The sequence below is a fragment of the Pediococcus inopinatus genome (assembly GCF_002982135.1).
GTDB classification, from domain to species: Bacteria; Bacillota; Bacilli; order Lactobacillales; family Lactobacillaceae; genus Pediococcus; species Pediococcus inopinatus.
In genome coordinates this window covers 486,532-513,253 of the sequence record NZ_CP019981.1, presented here as the reverse complement: position 1 = coordinate 513,253, position 26,722 = coordinate 486,532, and the positions used below count along the sequence as shown (strand labels likewise).

The following is a 26,722-nucleotide window of genomic DNA, read 5'->3' as shown; positions in this document are numbered from 1 at the left end:
GTCCTCCTTTCTACTTTTTATGTGGCTTAACTGCATTCTTAACAACTAAGAATGAGCTCTTTGATCCAGGGACATTTCCCTTAATCAACAATACGTTGTTTTCTGTGTCAGCCTTAACGATTTCAAGGTTTTGAATAGTTCGTGTATTGTTACCCATACGTCCTGGTAACTTCTTTCCAGGAAATACTCGGTTAATAATAGCACCGAGAGAACCTGGACGACGATGATAACGGGAGCCATGTGCCATCGGACCAATATGTTGTCCATCTTTTTTGACATTACCTTGGAAACCATGTCCCTTGGTAGTACCAGTGACGTCAACGATATCACCTGCAGCGAATAAGTCAGCACTAATTGTATCTCCGACTTTTAATTCGTCCAATGCAACATCTCTAACTTCATGGATGAACCGTTTAGGATTCGTATTTGCTTTTGCAACATGTCCTTGTTCAGGCTTGTTACTTAGCACTTTACGTTTGTCATCGAACCCTAATTGCACTGCGTTATAACCATCACTTTCAACGGTTTTAACTTGTAATACAACGTTTGGCGTTGTATCAACAACGGTAACTGGAACTAACTCGCCGTTGTCTGTAAAGACTTGGGTCATACCAATCTTTTTTCCTAAAATTCCTTTTTTGGTCATGAGTACACCTCCAATGTGTTTGTTTCTTTAAAATATAGATCTAAATACTAAAGCTTAATTTCAATATCCACACCGCTGGGTAAGTCTAACTTCATTAATGAGTCAACTGTCTTTGGTGTTGGGTTAACGATATCGATCAAACGCTTATGTGTACGCATTTCAAACTGTTCACGAGCCTTTTTGAATTTATGCGGTGAACTTAAAACCGTATAGATTGTACGTTCTGTTGGTAATGGAATTGGACCAGAAATTGTGGCACCAGTTCTTTTTGCAGTTTCGACAATCTTGTCTGCGGATTGATCTAAAATACGATGTTCGTATGCCTTTAAACGGATACGAATTTTTTGTTTTGCCATTGTGTTCCCTCCTTCGTCTATTTTAAAAATGAGACTTGCTCCGTGAAAATTACCGCCGCACCCTCATGGCAAAGCGGCCGGGTGTGTCGCAACCTTTCACATCAAAGCTCCTTGTTTTACCTGAATTGATGGGCATAGTTCACCCGTCAAAACTCAAGTACTTGTCTATATTACTAGATAAACCCGGGCTTTACAAGGCCTTTAAGCCAATTAATCCTTACTTTCTTAAAATGTAATCAATTTGTAACAATCAAAGAAGATGATTACTATCATCAAAACAATTATACTTAAGAATAAATCGGAGGATTATTTAATGAAATCAGCGGAAGCTTTACTTATTATAGACTATACAAATGATTTTGTGGCTGACCAAGGTTCGCTAACAACCGCTAAACCAGGACAAGAAATTCAATCTCAAATCATTAAATTAGCAAATGAATTTAAACAAAAAGGAAATTTTATTATTTTTCCGACAGATTTACACGATTTAAACGATCCCTACCATCCTGAGACAAAGCTTTTTCCGCCCCATAACCTTGCAGAAACTTGGGGACATGAACTTTACGATCAAGTTCAACAATGGTATCAGAAAAATCAAAATAGCTCTCAAGTTTATTACTATAATAAAAATCGTTATAGCGCGTTTGTAAATTCAAATCTCGATAACTTTTTACGTAGTCGTCATATAAAGAAGTTAACTTTAGTTGGTGTGTATACAGACATTTGCATTTTACACACCGCAGTTTCTGCGTATAACCTGAATTATCAGCTTAGAATTCCCGCGTCTGCAGTCGCAAGTTTTGATCCAGCTGGGCATAAATGGGCTTTGAATCACTTCAAAACTTGTTTAGGTGCCGAAATCATTTAACACAAAAAATCTCCAAGCAGCTTTCACTGTTTGGAGGTTTTTTTCTATCAATTAAAATTAATTAGTCCTTACTTGAAGAACCGCCATTTTTCTTGATAATTTCTTCTTGAATTGACTTAGGAACTGCTTCGTAATGATCAAATGTCATTGTAAACGTTCCACGGCCCTGTGAAGCTGAACGCAATGTTGTGGCATAACCAAACATTTCTGAAAGAGGTACGAATGAATGAATCTCTTCAGCACCAGAGATAGCTTCCATACCTTCAACACGTCCACGACGAGCAGTAATTTGGCCCATGATATCGCCCATGTACTCTTCAGGAACACGAACTTCAACTTTCATAACGGGTTCCAAAATTACTGGAGCAGCCTTTTTAGCAGCATTATGAAGTGAAATTGATGCAGCTACCTTAAATGCAGCTTCACTAGAATCGACTTCATGATAACTACCATCGTATAACTTAGCCTTCAAGTCAACTAATGGATAACCGGCAAGCACACCGTTATTCAAAGCTTCTCGTAAACCTTGTTCTACAGCTGGAATGAATTCACGAGGAACAACACCACCAACGATGCCGTCTTCGAATTCAAATCCTTTTCCTTCTTCGTTAGGTGTAAATTCAATCCAAACATCACCATATTGACCTTTACCACCAGACTGACGCACAAACTTACCTTGTGCAGAAGCAGGTTTTGTGAAGGCTTCACGATAAGCAACTTGAGGTGCACCAACAGATGCCTCAACGTTAAACTCACGTTTCATACGATCAATAATGATATCCAAATGTAACTCACCCATTCCGGCAATTAATGTTTCACCGGTTTCAGGATCTGTTTCAGCCTTGAATGAAGGATCTTCTTCAGCAAGTTTTTGTAAAGCAATATCCATCTTATCTTGATCAGCTTTAGATTTTGGTTCAACGGCAACCTGGATAACTGGATCTGGGAAAGTCATTGATTCCAAATGTAATGGATGATCAGGATCAGTTAAAGAATCACCAGTTGTGGTATTCTTCAAACCAATAGCAGCTGCAATATCACCTGAGAAAACTTCTGGGATTTCTTGACGGTGATTAGAATGCATTTGTAGCAAACGACCAACACGTTCACGTTTGTCTTTAGTAGAGTTCAAAACATAAGAACCTGATTCCAATGTTCCTGTATAAACTCGGATATAAGTCAAACGACCAACGAAAGGATCTGTAGCCACTTTAAATGCTAAAGCAGAGAATGGTTTGTCGTCTCCGGCAATTAATTCAACGGCTTCGTCTGTCTCGGGATCAACAGCATTGTATGGTTTAACATCCAATGGTGATGGTAAGTAGTCAACAACGGCATCCAACATCATTTGAACACCTTTGTTTTTGAAAGCTGAACCAGCTAATACAGGGAAGAGTTCAAGGTTCAAAGTACCCTTACGGATAGCAGCCTTGATTTCATCCTTACTGATTTCTTCTCCACCAAGGTATTTTTCCATGATGTCATCGTCAATATCAGCTAATTGTTCGATCATTGCAGTCCGACGCTTCTCAGCTTCTTCTTTGTAATCATCAGGAACATCAACTGTATCCCATTCAGTACCTAGCTTATCTTCATCGTAAAGATCAGCTTTCATTTCAACAAGGTCAATGACCCCTTCAAAATCATCTTCGGCACCAATTGGCATTTGGATTGGTAAAGCATTTGCTTGTAAACGATCTCTAAGTGATTGAACAGAGAAATCAAAGTCAGCACCAACTTTATCCATCTTATTTGCAAAAACAATCCGAGGAACACTGTAATCAGATGCTTGACGCCAAACTGTTTCAGTTTGAGGTTCTACACCTGCTTGTGCATCAAGGACCGCAACTGCACCATCTAAAACACGCAATGAACGTTCAACTTCAATAGTGAAATCAACATGTCCTGGTGTATCAATGATGTTAATTCGGTGATCTTTCCAAGCAGCAGTAGTTGCAGCAGACGTGATTGTAATTCCACGTTCCTGTTCCTGTGCCATCCAGTCCATTTGTGAAGCTCCATCATGAGTTTCACCAATTTTATGAATTTTACCTGTGTAGTATAAAATCCGCTCTGTAGTAGTCGTTTTACCGGCATCGATATGGGCCATGATTCCGATATTACGAGTCTTTTCAAGTGGAAATTCTCGTTTATTAGCCATAGTAAAAAATGTTTCTCCCTTCGAATGAATGGTTAAATAATCAAATTTAGAAAAAATGACTACTATATGGGCTCCATATAATAGCCATTCGTTGTTGCTCTCCAAATCAAATTGGCTTAAGCAACAAGTGGAAAATTACCAACGATAATGAGCGAATGCTCGGTTGGCTTCAGCCATTCTATGTGTATCTTCACGCTTTTTAACTGAAGCACCTGTATTATTTGCAGCGTCCATGATTTCACGAGCAAGACGTTCTGTCATTGTGTGTTCACCACGAAGGCGTGAATAATTCACGAGCCAACGAAGACCTAATGTTGATCGACGATCTGGACGAACTTCAATAGGTACTTGGTAGTTAGAACCACCAACACGACGAGCTTTAACTTCAAGAACTGGCATAATGTTCTTCATTGCTTCATCAAATACCTCTGTTGGTTCGTTACCAGTTTCGGATTTGATAAGATCAAATGCATTATAGAGAATTTTTGAAGCTGTACCACGTTTACCATCTAACATTAAATGGTTAATTAAACGAGTTACTAACTTTGAGTTATAAATTGGATCAGGTAATACTTCACGTTTTGATGCTGGGCCTTTTCTTGGCATTTAAACTACCTCCTTACTTCTTAGGTTTCTTTGTACCGTATTTAGAACGGCTTTGTTTACGATCTGTAACACCGGCTGTATCAAGTGCACCACGGATAACGTGATAACGTACACCAGGTAAATCCTTAACACGGCCCCCACGGATAAGCACAACACTATGTTCCTGAAGGTTATGGCCAATTCCTGGGATGTATGCTGTAACTTCAATCAAGTTAGAAAGACGTACACGAGCATATTTACGTAAAGCAGAGTTAGGTTTCTTAGGTGTCATAGTTCCGACACGAGTTGCAACCCCACGTTTTTGTGGAGCTGGGTTAGCAACTGCTTTTTTCTTCATGCTATTGTAGCCATAATTCAAAGCAGGAGCCTTCGATTTAGAACCGTGTGAATGACGGCCCTTACGAACCAATTGGTTAATTGTAGGCATTGATTTGTTTCCCCTTCCAAATTTAAAATCTTTTTAGTTTAAGCACACACATCCAGGTGGTCCTTTTTTTGTTATAAAAAAACGCGCCTGAACATCGCTTTGTACCACTGTTTCCAGTCAGCATGTCTGTCTAATACAGAACCTGTCCACAAAAGCACCTTTTTTAGATTATCATCATCCGCATAACTTGTCAATGATGTTTCGTCAATTATTTTTAAATAACTCCTGATGCACCGCCTTTTTTAAAAGCTAATTGAAAATTACAGCGTAAAAATATTCACCTGATTATTCGTTAAAAAGTTCTTAAAACCCGTACTTATAATTAATGGAGGTCTTAATATGCTTATTCACAGTTATTTTTTTATAATCGGTACAATTATTGGTTCTTTTCTAACACTTTGTATAGATCGCATTGATCTTGGTCAATCAATTATTAGCCCACGATCTCATTGTTTCACTTGCCATCACCTGCTACGGACTTATGATCTCATTCCAATCCTTAGTTATTGTGTCCTTAACGGTAAATGTCGTTACTGCAAGCAACCATTTCCGCCTAACTCTTGTTTGGTTGAACTGACTTTGGGTTTACTTTATTTACAAATTTCTTTTGTCACCTACCACCCTTTACCTCTTACCATGAATTTACTGACCGCCACTATTTTAATCTATCTCAGTTTAGACGATTTAACTCACACTTGTGTAAACGTCTGTCTAATTGGGGTTCTCGGAATACTGGGGCTTTTAAAACATCCAAGTACGATCAACTTACTTTTAGCTTTTTTTCTTTTAATAAGTATATTTTCTCATTTTCAATTTTCCAATATAGTTAAAGGTTTTGGTGAAGCCGATATTGAACTCATTTTCGTTTTTGCTATTCTGCATGGTATCCAATCACTTCCAGCAATTATTTTTTTTGCGTCTTTAACTTGTTTAAGTTTCACACTCATTTTTCAAAAAATCGTTCCGCGACAGATCCCTTTTATCCCGTATTTAGCTTTCGGCTATTTTTTGCTCCCGTTTTAATCCTATGTATTCAAAAAAGCAGCGCCTGATTTAAAAATCAAGCACTGCCTTTTGTTTAATGGAACTAACTACATCTATTTAGATGTTTCAGTATCCATTTCTTTTTCAACATCGCTGAGTGACTTAGGTTCTGCCACTTTTCCACCAACGGTCTTTGGAATAATCTTACGGTAATCAGGCATCCCTGTTCCAGCAGGAATGATCTTACCGATAATAACATTTTCCTTCAAACCAACAAGTGGATCATTCTTACCACGAATTGCAGCATCAGTTAATACTCGGGTTGTTTCCTGGAATGACGCAGCTGACAAGAAACTATTTGTTTCCAAAGCAGCTTTAGTAATTCCAAGTAAAACAGGACGGGCAGTCGCTGGAATGCCACCGGCAATTAATGTCTTGTAGTTAGCATCTTTGAAATCATTGATATCTAACAGGGTACCAGGAAGAACATCTGTATCGCCAGGATCCATAACACGAATCTTACGAAGCATCTGTCTAACCATGATTTCCACATGCTTATCCAAGATTTCTACACCTTGCATACGGTAAACACGCTGAATTTCACCCAATAAATAAGTTTCAGTTGAAAGTACATCACGAACTTTCAACATTTCCTTAGGATCGATTGAGCCTTCATTCATTGCAGAACCACGATGAATAAAGTCGCCTTCTGCAATCTTCATCCGAGCTGTGATTGGCAAAGTATAAGTTCTGGTATCAGTTTCACCCTTGATCGTAATTTCTTTAGTACGTTCTGCGGGATTTTCTTCAACTGATTCAACAGTACCTGTAACTTCAGTAATTTCCGCACGACCTTTAGGATTACGTGCTTCCACAATTTCTTGAATACGAGGAAGTCCTTGGGTAATATCTTCGTTACCAGCCACACCACCAGTATGGAAGTTACGCATAGTAAGCTGTGTTCCGGGTTCACCAATTGACTGAGCAGCAACAGTTCCGACTGCCTCACCAACTTCAACACGGTCACCGGTTGACATGTTACGTCCATAACAACGTTCACAAACACCATGACGCGTGTTACATGTGAATGCTGAACGAATAGTAACAGTCTCAACACCAGCATCAATAACTTTTTGAGCAATATCTTCGTCAATCATGACGTTCTTGCCAACGATCTTTTCACCTGTTTCAGGATTATAAACTGATTTTTGTGTGTAACGGCCTAAGATCCGGTCATACAAGGACTCAATCACTTCATTACCATCAACAATTGATGAAATTGTTAAACCACGGTCGGTTCCACAATCTTTTTCACGCACAATAACGTCTTGAGCAACATCAACCAAACGACGAGTCAAGTACCCTGAGTTGGCCGTCTTAAGGGCCGTATCAGTCATACCTTTACGAGCACCATGAGTTGAAATAAACATTTCCAAAACAGAAAGTCCTTCACGGAAATTTGAAAGAATTGGTAATTCCATAATTTTACCATTAGGGGCAGCCATCAATCCACGCATACCAGCTAACTGAGTAAAGTTAGAAATGTTACCACGAGCACCAGAATCACTCATCATGTAAATTGGATTTTGAGGATCAAAACTCTCCATCAATTTTTGTTGAATAGCATCTTTAGCATCGTTCCAAATTCCAACAACTCGTTCGTATCGTTCGTCATCAGTAATTAAACCACGACGGAATTGTTTTGTAACCGTAGCTACTTGTTTATGAGCAGCATTAACGATTTCTGGTTTTTCCTTCAAGTCGGTAATATCAGCAATCCCAACTGTTAAGCCAGATTTTGTTGAAATATCATAGCCAAGGTCCTTCATCCGATCCAAAAGTAGAGAAGTTTCTGTAACCTTATATTGCTTGTAAACTTGCGCAATAATGTCACTTAAAAATCCCTTCTTGAATGGTGGAATCAATGGTTGATCCTTAATGAAAGCCTTGATGTCTTCACCAGCCTTTAAGAAATACTTATCTGGTGTGCCATCTACCAAGTTTTCATTAGTAGGTTCGTTCAAGTAAATTAAGCCACCTGGTAAAATGTCATTAAAAATGGCTTTACCAACTGTGGTAACCAAAATTTGCTGACGTTGTTCATCAGTGAATGGTTTCTTTGGCATTGAACTTACTTGCAAACCAATTCGTGAATGCTCAGAAACATAACCATTTTGCATAGCTAAACGAATTTCATTGAGATCTTTAAAGATCATGCCTTCGCCGTTGCTATTTTCACGTTCCATAGTTAACCAGTAGTTACCAATAACCATATCCTGAGATGGCGTTACAACTGGTTTTCCATTTGCAGGTGCCAAAATATGATGAGCAGCTAACATAAGCAAACGAGCTTCGGCTTGTGCTTCGTCTGATAAAGGCAAATGAATAGCCATCTGATCTCCATCAAAATCGGCATTGTAAGCTTCACAAACTAATGGATGCAAACGCATTGCTTTTCCACTAACTAAAGTAGGTTCGAATGCTTGAATACCAAGTCTATGCAAAGTAGGTGCACGGTTTAAAAGAACTGGATGTTCTTTGATAACGTCTTCTAAGACATCATAAACATCGTCATCTTTACGATCAATCTTACGCTTGGCATTCTTAATGTTAGAAGCTAAGCCACGAGAAACCAATTCTTTCATGATAAATGGTTTGAATAATTCCAAAGCCATTGGAACTGGCAAGCCCATTTGGTTCATCTTAAGTGAAGGTCCAACATCAATAACAGAACGACCAGAATAATCAACCCGTTTACCAAGTAAGTTTTGACGGAAACGTCCTTGCTTACCCTTCAACATGTGTGAAAGAGACTTCAATGGACGATTTCCTGGACCAGCAACTGGACGGCCACGACGACCGTTATCAATCAAAGCATCAACGGCTTCTTGTAACATCCGTTTTTCGTTTTGAACGATAATTCCAGGTGCATTTAAATCTAACAAGCGTTTCAAACGGTTGTTACGGTTAATTACTCGACGATATAAATCATTCAAATCAGATGTGGCAAAACGTCCCCCATCTAATTGAACCATTGGTCGTAAATCCGGTGGAATAACGGGAATGGCATCCATTACCATCCAGTCTGGTTCATTACCAGATTTAATAAAGGCCTCAATAATGTCTAAACGACGCACTGCACGTGTCCGTTTTTGACCGGAAGCATCTTTTAATTCAACTTTTAAAACTTCAGCTTCTTTTTCAAGATCAACATCTTGGAGAAGTTCTTTGATAGCTTCTCCACCAATTTTGGCATTAAATGTATTCCCATATTCGCCAAGCTTTTCACGGTATTCACGTTCAGTTAATAATTGTTTCTTTTCCAAAGGTGTTTTACCGGCGTCAATTACGACGTATGAAGCAAAGTAAATAATTTCTTCAAGAGCCCGAGGACTCATGTCTAAAACAAGTCCCATTCGACTTGGGATACCTTTAAAGTACCAAATGTGTGTAACAGGAGCGGCTAATTCAATATGGCCCATTCGTTCACGACGAACTTTTGACTTAGTAACTTCAACACCACAACGGTCACAGACAATTCCCTTATAACGAATCCGCTTGTACTTTCCACAGGCACATTCGTAATCTTTTGTTGGTCCGAAAATTCGCTCATCGAACAAGCCATCTTTTTCAGGCTTTAAAGTCCGATAATTAATCGTTTCTGGCTTTTTAACTTCACCATATGACCAACTTCTGATCTTGTCAGGTGATGCGAGCCCAATTTGCATGCTTTCAAACTTATTGACATCGATCAAAGGATCGACCTCCTTCTTGATTTATTGACTGGTTTAACGTCTCAAAAACTACTTTTGATTTTTCTCTGTTTCAGCTTTAGTTTCACTTGCAGAAGCTTTATCAGCGGAGGCTGAAGCTTTTTTAGCTTCCTCTTTTGATTTGTCTTTCTGTTCTTCAGCATACTTACTGAGTGCATCTACATTGACAACATCATCATCTTCGTCGTCCATATCACGCAACTCAATTTCGTTCTTGTCATTATCCAAGACCTTCATATCCAAACCAAGTGCCTGTAATTCTTTTACAAGAACTCGGAATGATTCAGGAACTCCTGGACGTGGAATTGGATCGCCTTTTACAATTGCTTCATAAGTCTTCACACGACCAACCACATCATCTGATTTGTATGTCAAGATTTCTTGAAGTGTGTAGGCAGCACCATAAGCTTCAAGGGCCCAAACTTCCATTTCACCAAAACGCTGACCACCAAATTGTGCTTTACCACCTAATGGTTGTTGCGTAACTAATGAGTATGGTCCGATTGAACGTGCATGAATCTTATCATCAACCATGTGGGCTAATTTCATGTAGTGCATTACCCCAACGGCAATCCGTTGCTCGAATGGTTCACCAGTACGACCATCATATAAGACCGTTTTAGCATCAGTTTGCATTCCAGCTTCTTTAACAGCATCTGCGATATCTTTATCGTTTGCGCCATCAAAAACAGGTGTTGCAACATGAATACCCAAATTACGAGCAGCCATCCCTAAATGCAATTCCAATACTTGGCCAATATTCATACGAGAAGGAACACCCATGGGACTCAACATAATGTCAATTGGGGTACCATCTGGCATGTATGGCATATCTTCTTCAGGAATAACCACTGAAACAGTCCCTTTGTTACCATGACGTCCAGCCATTTTGTCTCCAACTTGTAGCTTACGTTTTTGAGCAATATAAACTCGAACCATCATGTTAACACCAGGTGAAAGCTCATCCCCATTTTCACGAGTAAAGATCTTAACATCCTGGATAATACCGCTGCCACCATGAGGAACCCGCAACGAAGTATCTCGAACTTCACGAGCCTTTTCACCAAAGATAGCATGTAGCAAACGTTCCTCAGCAGATAATTCAGTCACTCCCTTAGGTGTAACCTTACCAACCAAAATGTCGCCATCTTCAACTTCAGCACCGATCCGAACAATTCCATCTTCGTCAAGATCTTTAAGAGCATCTTCACCGACGTTAGGAATTTCACGAGTCATTTCTTCAGGTCCAAGTTTAGTGTCACGCGCTTCTGACTCATATTCTTCGATATGAATTGAAGTATAAACATCATCGCGAACCAAACGTTCATTAATCGCGATGGCATCTTCGAAGTTATAACCTTGCCATGTCATGAAAGCAACTAATGGATTTTGACCAAGTGCTAATTCTCCGCCTTCCATAGAAGGACCATCAGCTAAGACTTCATCATTGTCCACATGATCGTTAACTTTAACGATTGGGCGTTGGTTGTAGTTTTTACCACCATTTGAACGGCGGAACTTCATTAATTTATACGTATCTAAAGCACCATCGTCACGACGAATACGAATTTGATTTGCATCAACATATTCGACCGTTCCATCATGCTTACAGATCAAGGCAACTCCAGAATCATGAGCAGCTTTGTATTCAATCCCAGTTCCAACTAATGGAGCATGAGGATCTAACAAAGGAACAGCCTGACGCTGCATATTAGCACCCATCAAAGCACGGTTAGAATCATCATTTTCCAAGAAAGGAATGCAGGCCGTTGCAACTGCAACTACTTGTTTTGGTGAAACATCCATGTAATCGACTTTATCGATGCCAATTTCGATGTTATCACTTTCATGACGCGCCATAACCACGTTGTCCACAAACGAACCATCATCATTTAATGGTGAGTTAGCTTGCGCAATAATGAATTGATCTTCTTCATCAGCAGTCAAATAATCAATCTTATTGGTAACCGCATGACTCGTCCATGAAACACGACGATATGGAGTTTCAATAAAACCATATTTGTTAATTTTGGCATAACTAGCCAAACTGTTAATCAATCCAATATTAGGACCTTCAGGCGTTTCAATTGGACACATCCGACCATAATGCGTGTAATGCACATCACGAACTTCATATCCGGCACGATCACGAGTTAAACCACCAGGTCCAAGGGCTGAAAGACGACGCTTATGCGTAAGTTCACCCAAAGGATTAGTTTGATCCATGAATTGTGACAATTGAGATGAACCAAAGAATTCTTTAATAGAAGCAACAACAGGACGAATATTAATTAATTGTTGTGGTGTAACTGTAGTTGCATCTTGAATTGACATCCGTTCACGAACAACTCGTTCCATTCGTGAAAGACCAATTCTAAATTGATTTTGTAAAAGTTCACCCACGGAACGAATACGACGATTACCCAAGTGATCAATATCATCTGTAGAACCAACACCCTCTTGCAATAAGAAGAAGTAGTTGATCGTCGAAACAATATCTGCAGGAGTAATATGTTTGAGTTTAAGATCAATGTTGTCGTTGCCGATCATTGTCAACTCACGTTCAGGGTCATTAGGACTAACAATCTTAATTGATTGAACAGTCATAGGTTCTGTCACAACTGCTTCTGTAGAAGGTGTATATGTGACAGCCTTGAAATCTTTTTTATCTAAATATGGAGCTAGGTCCTTCATCACATCTTTAGTAACAACTGTTCCTTTTTGAACAATAACTTCACCAGTATCTGGATCTGCTAAAGTTTCCGCCAAAGTTTGGCCTACCAAACGCGTCTTCAAACTTAACTTCTTGTTAACCTTGTAACGACCAACAGGAGCCATATCATAACGTTTTGGATCAAAGAAACGAGCCGTCAACAAACTACGTGAACTGTCAGCTGTCTTTGGTTCACCAGGACGCAAACGTTCATAAACATCCTTTAAAGCCTCTTCAACACGAGAATCCTCAGAATTTTTATGCACATCTTTATCTAAAGTATTATCAAGAGCGTCAGTTTCACCTAACATTTCCACAATTTCTTCATCTGAGCCAAAGCCAAGTGCTCGGACTAATTCAGTCATTGGAATTTTACGAGTTCGGTCAATACGCACATATGCAATGTTCTTGGCATCTGTTTCGTATTCTAACCAGGCCCCACGATTAGGAATAACCGTGGTTCCCCATACATCACGACCATTTTTATCAGCAGACTTAGTGTAATAAACACCAGGAGAACGAACTAACTGGGAAACAATAACCCGTTCTGCACCATTAATAATGAAAGTACCTTGTTCTGTCATTAATGGGAAGTCACCAAAGAAAACATGTTGAGATTTAATTTCACCAGTTTCGTGGTTAGTTAAACGTAAAGTCACATGTAAAGGCGCTGAATAATTTGCCTCGTGTTCACGTGCTTCATCCACCGTATATTTTGGTTCTAGTAACTGATAATCAATGTATTCCAAAGAAAGATTTCCAGCAAAGTCGTCGATAGGCATAATGTCATCGAACATGTCCTTTAACCCTTCATCAAGGAACCATTGGTATGAATTACTTTGAATCTCAATCAAGTTAGGAAGTTCCAGCACTTCTTTAATCCGTGCGTAACTTCTACGAGTTCGGTGTTTACCGTATTTTACCAAATGTCCTGCCAAGTTATTCACCTCTCTAAAATATTCCGCAAACGGCCAGAAAATATTACAATTTGATTACAATTACCAAATTGCCCTGTTTTTTGGCAAAAAAAAACCAAAAATAGCTCTTTTTTTCGGAAAGCTATTTTTGCCTTTTTATGAGAAGTACTACGGACAATAGATCGCAGCACTTCATTTCATTCACAGTTACAAACAAATTTAATCATACTCATTTTGTTTAAGCATGTCAAATATTTGACTGCAAGTATTTATTTAATTAAACGGTCGGTTGTTTCGTATCCGCTTTTGGATTTTTCACAACGACTTGAATTTTGCCATGACGAGCTCCAACTGTGATGTTGTCACCAATCTTGGCCTGACCGGAAAGCATTAACTCACTTAATTGGTCTTCGACTTTGGTCTGGAAAGCCCGGCGAATTGGCCGTGCGCCATACTCCGGATCAAAACCTGCTTCCGCAACGGCATCAATAGCAGCCGGCGTGATTTTGACCGTCATTCCTTGATCAGCAACTCGTTTAAGAATTTGTTGCGACATCAATTTCACAATTTGGTGAAGTTGAGGACGAGTTAAGGAATGGAAGATAATATTTTCGTCAATTCGGTTCAAAAATTCCGGACGGAAACTCTGCTTAAGGACTTCACGAATCTTAGAGGCCATAGCCGTGTAGTTTTGACTGGCATCTTTAGCACCAAAGCCAACTGATTTCTCGTCTCTCAGTGCTGTTGCACCCAAGTTAGAAGTCATAATCAGAATTGTGTTGCGAAAATCAACTTTACGTCCTTTAGAATCAGTCAAATAACCATCATCTAAAACTTGTAAAAGGATATTGAACACATCAGGATGGGCTTTTTCTACCTCATCAAATAAAACGACAGAGTATGGCTTTTGACGAACTCGCTCGGTTAATTGGCCCCCTTCATCGTACCCAACATAGCCAGGTGCCGATCCAATTAAACGGCTTGTACTGTAGCGTTCCATATACTCTGACATATCAATGCGAATCATATTGTCTTCCGATCCAAACATTGCTTCTGCCAAAGCTTTTGCCAGCTCAGTTTTTCCGACTCCGGTTGGTCCTAAGAACATAAATGAGCCAATTGGGCGCCCAGGATCTTTTAAACCACTCCGAGCACGTCTGATTGCCCGTGAAACTGCTGAGACAGCTTCTTCTTGGCCAATCACCCGCTTGTGCAAGATTGATTCCAGGTTAACTAAACGATCACTTTCTGTTTTCTGTAACTGTGTGAGTGGCACCCCGGTCCATTCAGAAACAACTTGTGCAACATCTTCTGCAGTTTCTTGTAATTGATACTTAGGCTTTTTATCTTCGTCTTGAGAATCAGCCTGAGCTTTTTCAATTTTATTGCGTAGTTTTTCTTCTTTAACTCTGATCTTTTGAGCTTCCTCAAAATCTTGTGCTTCAATTGCGGCTTCTTTTTCATCCGTCAATTTTTGTAATTTAGTTTCAGAAGTTGATTTCTTGGTTTCACCCATTTGATCAATTCTAACTTTAGCGGCCGCTTCATCCATTAAATCAATGGCCTTATCTGGTAAAAAGCGATCACTAATGTATCGATCTGATAATGACACAGCTTGTTTGATGGCATCATCGGTAATTGCGACATAGTGATGTTCTTCATATTTTGGTCGTAGTCCCCGTAAAATCTGAACAGATTCTTCGGTCGTAGGTTCATCAACTTCAACCTTGGCAAACCGTCGTTCTAAAGCTGCATCTGTTTCAATATATTTTTGATACTCATTCAGAGTGGTCGCACCGATTGTTTGTAACTCACCACGCGCTAAGGCTGGCTTCAAAATATTAGAAGCATCAATCGCCCCTTCAGCGCCACCTGCACCGATCAACGTATGCAGTTCATCAATAAACAATACAATATGGCCATCTTCATGGATTTCATCAATCACTTTTTTAAGGCGATCTTCAAATTCACCACGATATTTTGTGCCAGCTACAAGTGATCCCATATCAAGCATCATCAATCGCTTGTTAGCAAGATCTGCAGGCACATTGCCATCAATCATGCGTTGAGCAAGGCCCTCAGCAATCGCTGTCTTACCAACCCCCGGTTCACCAATTAAAACTGGGTTATTTTTTGTACGGCGACTCAAAATTTGAATCACTCGTTTAACTTCTTTTTCACGACCAATCACTGGATCAATCTGACCATCTTGGGCCATCTGACTCATATTACTCGCCACTGAATCTAACGTTGGTGTACCTTGAGGTTTGGCCCCTCGCCGAGTTTGCGCTTGATTTTGGCGAATTTGTGCCGAAGCACTGACTCCCAATTTGCGTAAAATAACCTTGCGTGTTTGAGCAAGATCCATGTCCAAACTGATTAAAATCCGGGATGACAAAATATTTTCATCACTTAATAGAGCCAACAGTAAATGCTCTGTGCCAATTTTAGCAGCACCTAATCGCTTAGCCTCATCACCAGCAGTTGCCAAAACTTCTTTGGCTTTTGGCGAATATGGCAAATAATCGTTAGCGCCAATATTTTTTAAAGTCCCATAGCCTGTAAAACGTTCAATTTCTTCCACAATATCTGTTTCCGTAACCGAAAACTGCTGAAATACTTTGTAGGCAATGCCGTTCTTTTCTATCGCTAGGGCCAACAATAAGTGTTCTGTTCCTACTGCTTGGTGTTTAAAACGCTTAGCTTGTTCTTGCGAAATAGCCAAAACATTCTTTGCACTTGGTGTAAATAAGTTATCCATGTTAACACCCTACTTTCTTTTTAGCTCTCATACCGTAAATGATTTAAAATTCCAATTAAAATTCTTGCTCGTAATTGATCTTCCTCAACACGATCACTCATTGCTAAAGTTTTCTTGTCAATTGCCGCCAAAATCAAGTTTCCTTCTCTTTTGTCAATGACATCGTCCTCGTACAAACTTTTAACGATGGAGAGCGCGTCTCGTTGATTGATGGCCTCACCAATCACTTGAATAAGTGTATCTAAAACATCCAAATCATCAAGTAATTTGACTTTTTCAATCCGGATGTAGCCACCACCACCACGTTTACTTTCCACTACATAGCCATTTTGAATGGTGAAACGGGTCTTAATGACATAATTAATTTGAGAAGGCACAACATCAAACAAGTCAGCAATCTCCGAGCGCCGAATCTCAATTTCCTCTGAATCAGCCAAAATTTGTTTTAAATATTTTTCAATGATATCGGAAATGTTTTGACTCATTTTGCACACCCTTTCTTGCATCTTTGACTAATGTTGACTTTCATTATACGAAACTCTCATTAAAAAGCAAAGTTTTTTAACTTTCTAAGGTGGTTCGCACTAATGACAGCTATTTTTAGGGATAAATTATTGTTTTTAAGATCTTAATTAATTGCTTCACTTTTAAAAAAATAAAAAAGCCACGAGTTTGACTTCGTGACTTTCTTATTTTCCATTATCGGGAAAACAGGATTTGAACCTGCGACCCCCACGTCCCGAACGTGGTGCTCTACCAAGCTGAGCTACTTCCCGTTACTGGTAAATAACTTTAAGTGGGTAATTCTTACGTAAGGGCACTTTTCCACCGTCTTAGTGCTTAATCGGGAAGACAGGATTCGAACCTGCGACCCCCTGGTCCCAAACCAGGTGCTCTACCAAGCTGAGCTACTTCCCGCTCATATTATCAAACTAATTAAAATGCCAACTTGTAAAAACTCACAGTTGGCATTTTAACTTATTCAGTCTACTGATTAAACAGTAAACTTTAATAATAATGATGCACCCAGTAGGAGTCGAACCTACAACCTTCTGATTCGTAGTCAGACACTCTATCCAATTGCGCTATGGGTGCTTATTAAATGCCGAGGACCGGGATCGAACCGGTACGGTCATCACTGACCGCAGGATTTTAAGTCCTGTGCGTCTGCCAATTCCGCCACCCCGGCAATGCTTATGTGCTTGTAGTTATAAAACTACAAAGCGGAAGACGAGATTCGAACTCGCGACCCCCACCATGGCAAGGTGATGTTCTACCACTGAACTACTTCCGCAAAGTTATTAAATTGGTGAATGCCGACTAGAGGATTCGAACCTCCGACCCCCTGTTTACAAGACAGATGCTCTGCCAACTGAGCTAAGTCGGCTAATTAATAATATCTATTAATTAGAAGTGCGGGCGAAGGGACTCGAACCCTTACATCTTTCGATACAAGAACCTAAATCTTGCGCGTCTGCCAATTCCGCCACGCCCGCAATGCTTATATGTGTAAATGAGCCGTGGCAGTCTCGAACTGCCGACCCTCTGATTAAAAGTCAGATGCTCTACCAACTGAGCTAACGGCTCAATGGAGGATACAGGGCTCGAACCTGTGACCCTCTGCTTGTAAGGCAGACGCTCTCCCAACTGAGCTAATCCTCCATCAAATGACAACTACATAATATTATCATTGACCATTAGTAATTGTCAATAACATTTTGTAGTTGTCGCAAAAATTATTTGTCTAAAAAACGAGCTTTTCGACTTACCTATTTAGTAATCTTCGTTATGCCACCCATATATGGAATCAATGCTTCGGGAACCGTTACTGAACCATCTTCATTTTGATAATTTTCTAAAATGGCTGCAACTGTTCGTCCAACCGCTAATCCGGAACCGTTCAAGGTATGCACGTACTGTAGTTTCCCTTGGTCATCACGATACCGAATCTGTGCGCGTCGGGCTTGGAAATCTGTACAGTTTGAACAACTAGAGATTTCTCGATACATATTTTGGGCTGGAATCCAGACTTCCAAATCATGTGTCATTGCCGCTGTAAAGCTCATATCACTAGTGGTTAACGTAATCACATGATATGGTAACTTCAACAGTTTTAATAAGCTTTCGGCTTGATTTGTCAGCTTTTCAAGTTCATTCCATGAATCTTCAGGTTTGGTGAACTTCACCATTTCTACCTTATTGAATTGGTGCATCCGAATCAACCCTCGGGTATCTCGGCCTGCGCTTCCGGCTTCTGAACGAAATGCAGGGGATAATGCAGTCTCACTGATTGGTAAAGTATCAGCATCCAGAATTTCATTGCGATGAAAATTGACCAATGGTACTTCAGCAGTAGGAATTAAGGTCAGGTCACTATCTTGAATTTCGTACCCAGCATGCGTTTCTTTAAACTTTGGAAATTGACCTGTGCCAAACATAGAATCGTCATTAACCATGTAGGGGGTAATCATTTCTGTATATCCGGCTTCAGTGTTTTGATCTAAGAAAAAGTTGTATACCGCACGCTCAAGTCGAGCACCTAGTCCTACATAGTACACAAAACGACTACCAGAAACTTTGGCTGCTCGTTCAAAGTCTAAGATACCTAAATCCTCACCAATTTCCCAATGAGGTTTAGGACTAAACGAAAACTCGCGAGGCTTGCCAACTTTACGAAGCTCAACGCTGCCTTCTTCCGTCAAACTAATTGGAACTGTTTTATTAGGGATATTTGGCAAATGCGCAGCCTTGTTCTGAACTCCTTCAGTTAAAGTTTGAAGCTGTTGATCAAGTTCTTTGATTTCGCCCCCGACTTTACGCATCTCTGTAATTTTATCGTTGGCATCTTCTTTATTGCGTTTTAACTGTGAAATTTGATCTGACACTTCATTTCGGGTCTTCTTCAAATTTTCACTTTCAACAATCAAATCTCGACGTTTTTGGTCCATGTCTAAAAGCTTATCAATTTCTTTTGGATCAATTCCTCGTGTGCCTAAGCGTTCTTTAATATAATCCGTATTATTTCGAATTTCTTTTAAATCTAACATTATTAAAACCTCCTAATTTTTAATTGCACAATAAAAAGCCTTCTCATCCCATCAATTGGGACGAAAAGACTTTATTTCGCGGTACCACCCAAGTTTGCTGTTACCAGCACCCTCAATTATGGTTAACGACCGCAGCCGTGTGATATTACTCACCCGCTTTTGCCTCTCGGAGTTTCGATTGATAGCTTTCACTAGCTCTATCTCGCTTTAAATCTACTTAAAAAAGGCTTCACGTTTACTATTTACACTTATCATAACCGAAAAAGTTCCAAGAAACAACTAAATTTCAGCAATTTTTTTATCCACAATTTGAATGACCTTTTCACGGGCCTGTGGGTCTTCTACAAAATCAAACTGATCCCCGTCAATCTGAATCTTAGGACTTTCGTTATAATTGTCATACCATTCAGCATAACGATGATTCAAATCCTGATAATATTCATACAAGCTAGGGTCATTATCAATTTGTTCGTAAGAACGGCCTCGTTTTTGAATCCGATTTAACATCGTATCAAAGGAAATGTTGATATCAATCAATAAATCCGGATTTTTCTTATAATGGGTTTCTGGTAATTCTTCCATCATATTAGTTAATAAAGAATCGTAAATTTGCACTTCTGTCTTGGTTGCCCGTCCTAAATCTGCATTCAAATGGAAAAGAAGTGAATCTTCATAAATCGAACGATCCATCACACTATTTTTAGTCTGAAAAGCTTCTTTGATGCCATCTAAACGTCGATTCAAAAAATAAATTTGCAGTAAAAATGCGTAGCGCTTAGGGTCTTTGTAAAAAAGTGGCAAAATTTGGTTATCATCAACTGATTCATAATAAGCTTTTGTGCCTAAATGTTGAGATAAAATTTCCGTTAACGTTGTTTTTCCTGCTCCAATTGGACCTGATAATGCAATCATTCGAAGTTCCCCTTTATTCATCTTTTAATACTATATATTGTAGCATATTCAGATTCAAAAACAATATATGGTTTTAAAAATCAACCAATTACCATGATTTCTCTTTTATTACAGCATCTTGCATTATACACTTATTTCTTGATTTTTCGAGACTTTAAAATAAAATCGGGTTGCGTTAAATCAACTTCGTCCAACGGAATAATATGCGTATGATATTTCACTTTATAGAATACGTACAAAACGATGAAGATTGGCACACTAATATAACTAATTCCGATTGCTTCCCAGTTAAACGTCGCAAAGGAATGAAGATCCTGGCCAGCAATGACCAACAAACAAATTACAAAAGCAAATATCGGTCCAAATGGGAACCATTTTGCATGATATTTAAGTTCTTCCACCTTGTGTCCTTGTTTAACAAATGCGCGACGAAAGCGAAAATGAGAAATAGCAATCCCCAGCCAGGCAATAAATCCAGTCAAACCACTTGCTGCAACCAACCACATATAGATATGGGGGCCTTCAATACTTGAGATAAAGGTTAACGCACCAACAATGGTCGTCCCAATCAAGGCCATTAAAGGGATTCCTCGTTTTGTTGTTAATCCAAATGTTTTTGGGGCATACCCTTGTAAAGCCAATGAGTATAACATTCTTGTGGAAGCATACATCCCTGAATTTGCCGAAGAGATGACCGATGTCAAAATAACTGCGTTCATGATACTTGCTGCTCCGGCTAACCCGGCTCGTTGAAAGACTAAGGTGAACGGACTGATCTTAACGTCACTTGCCGAAGATCCTAACAAATCAGGACTTGTATAAGGAATAATGCAAGCAATCACAAAAATCGCCAAAATATAGAATAAAATAATTCGCCAAAACACTTGGTTAATCGCCTTAGGAACACTTTCTTCAGGTGCTTCTGATTCACCAGCTGTAATCCCAATTAATTCAGTTCCTTGAAATGAGAAACCCGCGACAACGAATACACTAAGAATCATCGGAATTCCGCCAACAAATGGCGCTTTTTTATACGTGAAATTATTTAAATAGGTTGCATGTCCACCCATGATGCCAAAAATAACGGCCACACCAACTACTAAGAAAATGATAACTGTAACGACCTTAATCAATGCCATCCAATATTCAGTTTCACCAAAGGCCTTGACGGTAAGAGCGTTAACGGAAAAAATTAGTACTAACGCCAACACACTCCATACCCAACCGGGGACATTTGGCAACCAGAATTTCATGACGATTGAAACTGTACTGATATCAACAGCCAAAGTAATGGCCCAGTTAAACCAGTAATTCCATCCCATCGCAAAGCCCATAGCCGGGTCCACATACTTTGTTGAGTAGGTCGCAAAAGAGCCCGAAACTGGCATATAAGTGGCCATCTCGCCTAAACTGGTCATCAAAAAATAAACCATGATCCCCATCGCCACGTATGCTAACAAAGCCCCGCCAGGACCTGCTTCTGAAATTGCAGAACCACTTGCTACAAACAAGCCAGTTCCGATACTCCCACCAAGCGCTATCATTGAAATGTGACGGGTCTTCAATGAGCGATCAATGCTGTGATTCTCTTGTTCTGCCATAAATATGTTTCCTCCTTAAGTTTCTAATTAAAAAGGCAATCCTATTTTTAACCAATAAAAAAGAAGCCTCTTTGTATAACAAATCGCCATACAAAAAGACTTCCGATAAATTTCTCAGTCAAATCGTAGATAGCGCCCCGTACTGCTCTACAAGCATTACGACAGTCCCTGATTTGTTGAACCAGGGCCCAACCCAAAAGTGAAAAAGCACCTTTAGATTTCGGCCAACTCCCCTTTCACAACTCCTCATCGATGCTTTATCACCTTAGAGTTGTTACTTATGAATTTGGCAACCTCTTCTTTCGATATGATTCAATTATATACAAGCAAGACTAGTCTGACAACTCCTAATCCCCATTTAAATCAGTTCTTACGTTTTCAATTTTTTGATTTAACTTTAAAAAATTTGCTTGCAATTCCGAGTCTGAGCCGTTCCAATCAATTCCAGGAGCAGCTGGCTCGCCCATAATTTGCATAAGAATATCGCTTAGACTTTGTTCCTTTAGATAGTTCCGCCAAAGATCATCAGCGCTTTGAAACGTTTTATTTAAAACGTCTTTACCACGTTCGGCAATTGGCCGCGCATCAGAAAAAATGTTTTCAATAAACCCCATGTCGGGATACGTTTTTATCGTGCCTTCGCTAGCTTCTACAATATCCAACAACGAAATTTTGCTTGGATCCTTAGCCAAACGAAAACCACCGTTATTTCCAGGAATCGACGTCACTAGCCCGGCCAGCACAAGTTTACGCATAATTTTTCGTAAGTAGGCCTCCGAACCTGTTAACCGCTTGTGAATAACCGCCGTTGTCAACGGAACCTTTCGATCCTGAGTACATAATAACGCAATGATACATGCTGCCTGTTCAAACCCTTTAGTGAGTTGCATAATTACCGCCTTCTCTAAATCCTTTTTCTGTTAATTCATAGTACGTCTCTTGTTTAGGATCCGGGTTCAAGACACTTGCTAGCAAAGTATGCTGGCCGGTCATTTCAAACCCGAGGTGCTCTAAAAGTAGTTTCGACCGTTTATTTTCAGTATAAGTACTGGCTAACACAGTATACGCCGGATTTTCTTGAAAGGCTTGCTGTAAAACATAATAAACAGCTTCTTTCATATAGCCCGTGCCCCAAAAGTCTTGATTTAACATGTAGCCAATCTCGAATTTCAGCGGGTCCGGTTCATGCGTCTTATCACTCACTGAGTATAAACCAATGCTGCCAATAACATCTGCACTTTGCTTTAGAGTGATCGCCCAAATATTTGTCTGCATAAGTTGCTGTAAGAAAAAGTTACTCTCAAAGGCGCTGTTAGAAACGCGAAAGCCAGCCCTTTTAGCAATCTCTGCGTTTTCAACAATTTCTCGGAGCTTAAATAAATCCGTCGTCGTAAATGGTCTTAAATTTAATCTTGGTGTCAAAATTTTGTTGTTCACAGTTTTCCTCACCACCCGATTCATCGAATGCTCATCTGATCACACTTCTCTTCCTAAAGAATACCAGATTTTTCCCTATAAAAGCCACTTTTAATTAAAACTACCAAAATCAGCTAATTTTATTTTGATTGCGTTTTCGTAATGCGGTAGATATGTGATATACTTTTGGTGTTTAAAAAAAGATTAAATCAAAATAAAATCCAATTTTTCGACTGCTTAATCGGTTATGCTTAAGCACATACAAACTTTTATTTTATATTGCTTCAGGAGGCAACCCCATGAATGAGGACCAAACACCCAAAAGATCCGAGCTGCACAACCATTTTAACGTTCCGCCAACTCGAACCGAGATGCATAGAGAACCGGAAAACGGTGGTCAACATCAGCGACCAAATCGTCCCAAACGTTCCCGGCGAAGACGACTCATTATCACGATTGTTTGTCTTCTTATCATCGCAGTCGGTGTTTTTGCCGCCTACAAGTGGTATGCTGCGAAAAAAGCTGCAAATTCTGTTTTTAATAGTGCAAATATTCAAAAAGCGCGAGATGTCTCATCGGTTATCAAAAAAAATAAGCCCATTTCTATCTTACTTTTAGGAACTGATACCGGGGCTCTTGGCCGAAATTATCGTGGCCGAACCGACACTATCATCATTGCCACTTTAAATCCCAAAAAGAAAAGCATGACCCTAACTAGTATCCCCCGTGATACTGCTCTTTCAATTCCGGGATACACACAATATGCGCCTTCAAAATTAAATTCCGCTTACTCATTTGGCGGTGCGGGAACCAGTATCAAATCCATTCAGCAACTATTAGATGTCCCCATTGATTTCTACGGATTGATCAATATGGGCGGCTTAGAGAAAATCGTCAACGGTGTTGGTGGTGTGACCGTCAAACCAACTCTCACATTTAAGTATGGGGCAGCCAACGTTGTCAAAGGTAAAAAGATCCATTTAGGCGGAAAGGCCGCATTAGACTATTCTCGGATGCGGGATGACGATCCTCAAGGTGATTATGGCCGGCAAGTTCGTCAACGCCAAGTTTTGATGGCTATTTTACGTAAAAGTGATTCCATCTCCACTTTACTCAGTCAAAACTTTATGGATTCTTTAAAGAAACAAACCCAAACTGATTTAAGCTTCAATGAGATTGTTGCTTTATCCACTAAATATCGGGTAGCTACACATCATCTTAAGTCTACCCATCTCCAAGGAACCACTCAGCTTATCAATGGTCAAGATTTTGAAGTTACCAGTCAAACTGAAATGCAGCGAGTCACAAACTTCATTCGAAAAGGTTTAGATCTTGGTCACAAATCAACCGGAACAGCCAATTTGACCAGCGTCACAACCGGTACCACTGCTGACACAAGTCAATCAAGCTATTACGATAGTACCCAAACAGGAACAGATAACACAACTGGTTATTAAATAAAAATTTACAACAAAACAGGCTTTAGTTACATGCTGATACATGTACTAAAGCCTGTTTTGTTGGTTTTAATTTCTGAAATTTCCTAGTTTAAAGCACTACCGTAGATCCAGCCAATTAATTTACCGTTATAATAACAACGGTAATAAGGGACTTTGCAATCCGCACGATAAGCAATGTTATCAACAGTAACCTGTTTACCGGCATAATCCTTGCTATAGTAGGTTCTTTTTACGGTATATTTACTAGCGGTCACATGATTTAAAAAGTCATGTGCACCGGGAACTGCCTTGACCGTCTTGGTTTGATTGATGGTCTTGTAGGTAACTTGCACTCCTAAAGCACCACCATAAATCCAGCCAATCCGTTTGCCATTGTAGTAACAACGGTAATACGGTGTTTTGGTGCCATCGCGGTATGCCACATTATCAATCGTGACCGTTTTTCCTGCATAAGTTTTGCCATAGTGTAACAATTTATTATTATATAAACTGCTTGTCACATGATTATAGAAATTGTTACCTGGTGCTACTTTTACATCCATGGTCTTGCTAGTCGTTGTATAACTCACGTGCTTAGCTAAGCCGCCGCCGTAAATCCAGCCGATCAATTTACCGTTATAATAACAACGATAATAAAGGGTGCCAGTGCCGTCACGTTTACCAGTCATATTAACCGTGATCGTCTTACCCGCGTAGGTCTTTCCATAATGAACCCGTTTCGTCGTATACTTACTTTCAGGAACATGATTATAAAAATCATGACCCGAAGTTGACTTGACGTCCATCGTCAAGTTAGTGCTCGTATATTTCACATTTTTAACGTGGATAGAAGTATAGTATTTCTTAACTAATTGATAGAACTGCGCCATGGTATAACCCTGGCCAAAGTATTTTTTCCCATTACTCATGTAATAACCATAAGGATCAGTATGGGTTGAACCCCCATAATACTGGGCAACTGCCTTGTGAGACCACACTGTCCCTTTTCCATCATAACAAGCGTCATTCGGGCTTAAATTGTATTTATTTAGCAAATAAGCTGTATACCAAGCTGCATTGGCAATTTCATGGGCAAAGGCACTTTTAGAGTGCACTTCAATTTGTTCAAACTGGACATATTTGCCGTTTCCTGGATACCCAACACCCCATGACAAATAATTTGTATTGGCAATGTTAATAATGTGAGTGGCATCCACAAAACTGTGGACAAACGCATTATTATAATTAGCCTTCATATAATTAATTTCGCCATAAATTGTGGAGCTAGCGTTAGCCGTTTCATGGACGACAACCCCTTCAGGCTTACCATATCCCTTATTGTAATCATTCTTTGGAAAACCACTCCAAATTGCTGTTGTAATACCAGCGGGTTTAATTTTTTTTGAACTAATATAGCTATTGACTGCTTCTGCTTTTACACTTGGTGTTTTTACGACTAATAGTCCGACCAATAAAGTGAGCGTTAATAAAACCGCCGTCATAATTCCCCGTTTTTGTGTCTCTTTCAAACTAATTCCTCCAATATTCTCCCGATCTGCACAATTAATCACTATGTATAGTTTCATACTAATATTTCTACCCAACATTCCGATATCATCATTTTTACAATTTTATGACATTCACACAGATGCTTTTTTTGCCTTGAGCTTTTTCCATAGTTTATTCAACAATTCGGCAAGCAAAAAGCCAATCGCGATTGAGCCTGTAATTTCAATCACCTGGGTTAAAAAATGAACCCCTTGAGCGACATTTCCCAATGCAATGTTGCGGACCATCTGGTAGGCCTGCCCTCCCGGAACAAGGGGCACCAAACTGGGGATATTAAAAATCAGCATTGGCATTTTCATTTTCCTAGCTGCTACATCACTTAAAATCCCGATCACCACCGCAGCTGTCAAATTGCTTAAAGCTAAACCAAGTTTCATGTTAACAATCGCCCAATAAATCAGCCAGGCAACCGTCCCAATCGACCCAGCTGCCACCAGGGCACGATGAGGAATATTAATAATAATGCCAAAACCTACTGTTGCAATAAACGCAAAAAACAATTCAACTATCATAATCATTTCGAGTC

Annotated in this window: 19 protein-coding genes, 9 tRNA genes and 1 riboswitch; of the genes, 3 read left to right on the top strand and 25 right to left on the bottom strand. The window is 39.6% G+C overall.

Annotated features, from left to right (window positions below; all coding sequences use genetic code 11):
• Positions 1 to 10 precede the first annotated feature (10 nt).
• Positions 11 to 646, bottom strand: coding sequence for a 50S ribosomal protein L3 (gene rplC / locus PI20285_RS02560; protein ID WP_057771859.1), 636 nt, complete (start codon positions 644 to 646; stop codon positions 11 to 13).
• A 47-nt stretch (positions 647 to 693) separates the two neighbouring features.
• On the bottom strand, positions 694 to 1,002 hold the full coding sequence (rpsJ, locus tag PI20285_RS02555) for a 30S ribosomal protein S10 (protein WP_046871293.1): 309 nt from the start codon (positions 1,000 to 1,002) through the stop codon (positions 694 to 696).
• Positions 1,003 to 1,315: 313 nt separating this feature from the next.
• On the opposite strand from rpsJ, the gene PI20285_RS02550 reads away from it, so the two are divergent.
• Positions 1,316 to 1,870, top strand: a complete 555-nt coding sequence (locus PI20285_RS02550; protein ID WP_057771857.1) for a cysteine hydrolase family protein — start codon at positions 1,316 to 1,318, stop codon at positions 1,868 to 1,870.
• 61 nt (positions 1,871 to 1,931) lie between these two features.
• Here PI20285_RS02550 and fusA read toward each other — a convergent pair whose 3' ends face one another.
• From fusA to rpsL, 3 genes are all read right to left on the bottom strand, one after another.
• Positions 1,932 to 4,031, bottom strand: a complete 2,100-nt coding sequence (fusA, locus tag PI20285_RS02545; protein ID WP_057771854.1) for an elongation factor G — start codon at positions 4,029 to 4,031, stop codon at positions 1,932 to 1,934.
• Positions 4,032 to 4,166: 135 nt separating this feature from the next.
• On the bottom strand, positions 4,167 to 4,637 hold the full coding sequence (gene rpsG / locus PI20285_RS02540) for a 30S ribosomal protein S7 (RefSeq protein WP_057771852.1): 471 nt from the start codon (positions 4,635 to 4,637) through the stop codon (positions 4,167 to 4,169).
• 13 nt (positions 4,638 to 4,650) lie between these two features.
• The gene (rpsL, locus tag PI20285_RS02535) at positions 4,651 to 5,064 is read right to left on the bottom strand and encodes a 30S ribosomal protein S12 (RefSeq protein WP_046871289.1); all 414 of its coding nucleotides are present in this window, start codon (positions 5,062 to 5,064) and stop codon (positions 4,651 to 4,653) included.
• A 339-nt stretch (positions 5,065 to 5,403) separates the two neighbouring features.
• Between rpsL and PI20285_RS02530 the strand changes: the two genes are divergently transcribed.
• Positions 5,404 to 6,087 (top strand): prepilin peptidase, encoded by a 684-nt coding sequence (locus PI20285_RS02530; RefSeq protein WP_057771851.1) that lies wholly within the window; start codon positions 5,404 to 5,406, stop codon positions 6,085 to 6,087.
• Positions 6,088 to 6,161: 74 nt separating this feature from the next.
• Here the strand turns inward: PI20285_RS02530 and rpoC are convergent, their stop codons facing one another.
• The 18 genes from rpoC to PI20285_RS02440 all read right to left on the bottom strand — a co-directional run bounded on the left by rpoC (position 6,162) and on the right by PI20285_RS02440 (position 23,209).
• Complete coding sequence (gene rpoC, locus PI20285_RS02525) at positions 6,162 to 9,803, bottom strand: DNA-directed RNA polymerase subunit beta' (protein WP_057771848.1); 3,642 nt, start codon at positions 9,801 to 9,803, stop codon at positions 6,162 to 6,164.
• A gap of 48 nt (positions 9,804 to 9,851) precedes the next feature.
• Entirely contained in the window at positions 9,852 to 13,472 is a 3,621-nt protein-coding gene (rpoB, locus tag PI20285_RS02520) for a DNA-directed RNA polymerase subunit beta (protein ID WP_057771846.1), read from the bottom strand.
• A 256-nt stretch (positions 13,473 to 13,728) separates the two neighbouring features.
• Positions 13,729 to 16,212, bottom strand: coding sequence for an ATP-dependent Clp protease ATP-binding subunit (locus tag PI20285_RS02515; protein WP_057771845.1), 2,484 nt, complete (start codon positions 16,210 to 16,212; stop codon positions 13,729 to 13,731).
• Positions 16,213 to 16,232: 20 nt separating this feature from the next.
• A complete protein-coding gene (locus tag PI20285_RS02510; RefSeq protein ID WP_057771843.1) occupies positions 16,233 to 16,697 on the bottom strand; it encodes a CtsR family transcriptional regulator in 465 nt (154 codons plus the stop codon).
• Positions 16,698 to 16,914: 217 nt separating this feature from the next.
• Positions 16,915 to 16,988, bottom strand: a tRNA-Pro gene (locus PI20285_RS02505).
• A gap of 68 nt (positions 16,989 to 17,056) precedes the next feature.
• A tRNA-Pro gene (locus PI20285_RS02500) sits at positions 17,057 to 17,130 on the bottom strand.
• A 103-nt stretch (positions 17,131 to 17,233) separates the two neighbouring features.
• A tRNA-Arg gene (locus tag PI20285_RS02495) sits at positions 17,234 to 17,307 on the bottom strand.
• An 8-nt stretch (positions 17,308 to 17,315) separates the two neighbouring features.
• Positions 17,316 to 17,401 (bottom strand) — tRNA-Leu (locus PI20285_RS02490).
• Positions 17,402 to 17,434: 33 nt separating this feature from the next.
• Positions 17,435 to 17,506: transfer RNA gene (locus PI20285_RS02485), tRNA-Gly, on the bottom strand.
• A 20-nt stretch (positions 17,507 to 17,526) separates the two neighbouring features.
• Positions 17,527 to 17,599 (bottom strand) — tRNA-Thr (locus tag PI20285_RS02480).
• A gap of 27 nt (positions 17,600 to 17,626) precedes the next feature.
• Positions 17,627 to 17,708: transfer RNA gene (locus tag PI20285_RS02475), tRNA-Leu, on the bottom strand.
• A gap of 18 nt (positions 17,709 to 17,726) precedes the next feature.
• A tRNA-Lys gene (locus PI20285_RS02470) sits at positions 17,727 to 17,799 on the bottom strand.
• Positions 17,800 to 17,801: 2 nt separating this feature from the next.
• Positions 17,802 to 17,874, bottom strand: a tRNA-Val gene (locus PI20285_RS02465).
• Between the two features lie 107 nt (positions 17,875 to 17,981).
• Positions 17,982 to 19,259, bottom strand: a complete 1,278-nt coding sequence (serS, locus tag PI20285_RS02460; protein ID WP_057771841.1) for a serine--tRNA ligase — start codon at positions 19,257 to 19,259, stop codon at positions 17,982 to 17,984.
• Positions 19,260 to 19,538: 279 nt separating this feature from the next.
• Complete coding sequence (locus tag PI20285_RS02455; RefSeq protein WP_057771839.1) at positions 19,539 to 20,171, bottom strand: deoxynucleoside kinase; 633 nt, start codon at positions 20,169 to 20,171, stop codon at positions 19,539 to 19,541.
• Positions 20,172 to 20,302: 131 nt separating this feature from the next.
• On the bottom strand, positions 20,303 to 21,772 hold the full coding sequence (locus tag PI20285_RS02450) for an amino acid permease (protein ID WP_057771837.1): 1,470 nt from the start codon (positions 21,770 to 21,772) through the stop codon (positions 20,303 to 20,305).
• A 122-nt stretch (positions 21,773 to 21,894) separates the two neighbouring features.
• Positions 21,895 to 22,079, bottom strand: a riboswitch (Lysine riboswitch).
• A gap of 40 nt (positions 22,080 to 22,119) precedes the next feature.
• A complete protein-coding gene (locus PI20285_RS02445) occupies positions 22,120 to 22,662 on the bottom strand; it encodes an Rrf2 family transcriptional regulator (RefSeq protein WP_057771835.1) in 543 nt (180 codons plus the stop codon).
• Entirely contained in the window at positions 22,649 to 23,209 is a 561-nt protein-coding gene (locus tag PI20285_RS02440; protein WP_057771833.1) for a GNAT family N-acetyltransferase, read from the bottom strand. The genes PI20285_RS02445 and PI20285_RS02440 overlap by 14 nt, the downstream gene beginning before the upstream one ends.
• A 278-nt stretch (positions 23,210 to 23,487) precedes the next feature.
• Between PI20285_RS02440 and PI20285_RS02435 the strand changes: the two genes are divergently transcribed.
• Positions 23,488 to 24,645: an LCP family glycopolymer transferase gene (locus tag PI20285_RS02435; RefSeq protein WP_082623206.1), complete on the top strand. Its 1,158-nt coding sequence runs from the start codon at positions 23,488 to 23,490 to the stop codon at positions 24,643 to 24,645.
• Between the two features lie 86 nt (positions 24,646 to 24,731).
• Here the strand turns inward: PI20285_RS02435 and PI20285_RS02430 are convergent, their stop codons facing one another.
• Together PI20285_RS02430 and PI20285_RS02425 are read right to left on the bottom strand one after the other, a co-directional pair.
• Positions 24,732 to 26,156, bottom strand: a complete 1,425-nt coding sequence (locus PI20285_RS02430) for a GW dipeptide domain-containing protein (RefSeq protein ID WP_105782174.1) — start codon at positions 26,154 to 26,156, stop codon at positions 24,732 to 24,734.
• 111 nt (positions 26,157 to 26,267) lie between these two features.
• Positions 26,268 to 26,714: a threonine/serine exporter family protein gene (locus tag PI20285_RS02425; protein WP_057771831.1), complete on the bottom strand. Its 447-nt coding sequence runs from the start codon at positions 26,712 to 26,714 to the stop codon at positions 26,268 to 26,270.
• Positions 26,715 to 26,722: the final 8 nt, after the last annotated feature.

Coding starts and splice junctions, on each gene's coding strand:
- PI20285_RS02425 (WP_057771831.1), bottom strand. CDS start 26,714: ATGATTATGATAGTTGAATTGTTTTTTGCGTTTATTGCAACAGTAGGT.
- PI20285_RS02455 (WP_057771839.1), bottom strand. CDS start 20,171: ATGATTGCATTATCAGGTCCAATTGGAGCAGGAAAAACAACGTTAACG.
- rpsJ (WP_046871293.1), bottom strand. CDS start 1,002: ATGGCAAAACAAAAAATTCGTATCCGTTTAAAGGCATACGAACATCGT.
- PI20285_RS02435 (WP_082623206.1), top strand. CDS start 23,488: ATGAATGAGGACCAAACACCCAAAAGATCCGAGCTGCACAACCATTTT.
- PI20285_RS02550 (WP_057771857.1), top strand. CDS start 1,316: ATGAAATCAGCGGAAGCTTTACTTATTATAGACTATACAAATGATTTT.
- PI20285_RS02530 (WP_057771851.1), top strand. CDS start 5,404: ATGCTTATTCACAGTTATTTTTTTATAATCGGTACAATTATTGGTTCT.
- PI20285_RS02445 (WP_057771835.1), bottom strand. CDS start 22,662: ATGCAACTCACTAAAGGGTTTGAACAGGCAGCATGTATCATTGCGTTA.
- PI20285_RS02450 (WP_057771837.1), bottom strand. CDS start 21,772: ATGGCAGAACAAGAGAATCACAGCATTGATCGCTCATTGAAGACCCGT.
- rpsG (WP_057771852.1), bottom strand. CDS start 4,637: ATGCCAAGAAAAGGCCCAGCATCAAAACGTGAAGTATTACCTGATCCA.
- PI20285_RS02515 (WP_057771845.1), bottom strand. CDS start 16,212: ATGGATAACTTATTTACACCAAGTGCAAAGAATGTTTTGGCTATTTCG.
- rplC (WP_057771859.1), bottom strand. CDS start 646: ATGACCAAAAAAGGAATTTTAGGAAAAAAGATTGGTATGACCCAAGTC.
- serS (WP_057771841.1), bottom strand. CDS start 19,259: ATGTTAGATTTAAAAGAAATTCGAAATAATACGGATTATATTAAAGAA.
- rpsL (WP_046871289.1), bottom strand. CDS start 5,064: ATGCCTACAATTAACCAATTGGTTCGTAAGGGCCGTCATTCACACGGT.
- fusA (WP_057771854.1), bottom strand. CDS start 4,031: ATGGCTAATAAACGAGAATTTCCACTTGAAAAGACTCGTAATATCGGA.
- PI20285_RS02510 (WP_057771843.1), bottom strand. CDS start 16,697: ATGAGTCAAAACATTTCCGATATCATTGAAAAATATTTAAAACAAATT.